The organism is Sphingomonas sp. UV9, from assembly GCF_004101245.1.
Taxonomy (GTDB): domain Bacteria; phylum Pseudomonadota; class Alphaproteobacteria; order Sphingomonadales; family Sphingomonadaceae; genus Sphingomonas.
Genome location: NZ_SCIN01000015.1, coordinates 1 through 1,177, shown reverse-complemented (window position 1 = coordinate 1,177; position 1,177 = coordinate 1). Strand labels below are relative to the sequence as shown.

Below are 1,177 nucleotides of genomic sequence, written 5' to 3'. Positions count from 1 at the left end.
AACTCGTGAGTTTCGCATCACAACTATGAGAATCAGCGAACGATTATGCCTTCGTTACGAGCCTCGGATACAGTTCAAGTGAAGGTAACGCGGATCAAAGCCAGCCTCTCGCTTCAGCGCTTCGACATCCTGGATCACGATCGTCCGGTTCGAAAACGTCATCAGCCCGCGCTCCCGAAGAAGTCGGAGAACACGATTGATATGAACGGGGGTCAGACCGAGCGCATCGCCCAGATCCTCCTGCGTCAGAGGCATCTCAAAACTATCGTCACTTCCCATGCCAATACTGAGCAGTCTGGCATGAAGCTCGCACACAAGGTGGGCAACGCGCTGGGTGGCATTCCTGCGGCCTATGTTGACGAGCCATGCTCGTAATACCCCTTCATCGACGAGGCTTGCCCAGCACAACGCGCGAGTGAGGGACGGGCGTTCCGCAACTTCCGCCATCAGGTCCTTGGATATGAACGCTACACGCGCACGGCCCAGCGCACCGATGCTATGATCCATCTGACCGAGCATAACGATATGCACATCGCAAAAGTCACCTGGCACGAGGAACGCCGTGATCTGCCGCCGGCCATCGTCAACAATCGAGTAGCGGCACGACCATCCCTCTACCATCAGATGGACGAACTCAGGGTCTTCGCCGACCCGGATAATGTCGCGACGGCCGTCGAACGTGCGGATGTCAGCCAGCATCCTGCCGAGGAGATCACGGTCTGCATCAGGAAGCTTGGTATGCTGTTCGAGCTTCACGAGCAGGGGATGAGTTGGCGATGCCTCGACGATGCTGCGTTGTTGCATCAGCACTTGAGGCCGTCCTCGAACCGGGCATCACGAGCAGCCCACGCGCGATCCGCATAGCGATTAGCTAGTTCGGCATGAGCTACACGAGCGGTATCGTCTGCCGCATTTTTACTGGCAAGCCGCTCTTCGGCCTCGCGTACCAAGCTATATTCGATGTCATATTTGGCGATCATGGCAGAAACTCGGCTCTGCAAGCGGAGCTTCGGCTCCTGTTGTCATGCTGCTCGCGGCACAATTTATGACAATAACCTATGTTATCACAAATCTGGGGTGAACGCGAATTAGTCGGAAATCGTAATATCGAGACGAGGCAGTGAGTCATGGGCCTACGCCAAATGTTGTTGATGCAAAACTTTTGATTTTTGCATCA

2 protein-coding genes are annotated in these 1,177 nt (G+C 55.1%); both read right to left on the bottom strand.

Annotated elements, in window-relative coordinates:
- Positions 1 to 54: 54 nt before the first annotated feature.
- On the bottom strand, positions 55 to 804 hold the full coding sequence (locus EQZ23_RS19635; protein ID WP_240663702.1) for a Crp/Fnr family transcriptional regulator: 750 nt from the start codon (positions 802 to 804) through the stop codon (positions 55 to 57).
- A complete protein-coding gene (locus EQZ23_RS20000; RefSeq protein ID WP_164913531.1) occupies positions 804 to 980 on the bottom strand; it encodes a hypothetical protein in 177 nt (58 codons plus the stop codon). The genes EQZ23_RS19635 and EQZ23_RS20000 overlap by 1 nt, the downstream gene beginning before the upstream one ends.
- Between the last annotated feature and the right edge of the window lie 197 nt (positions 981 to 1,177).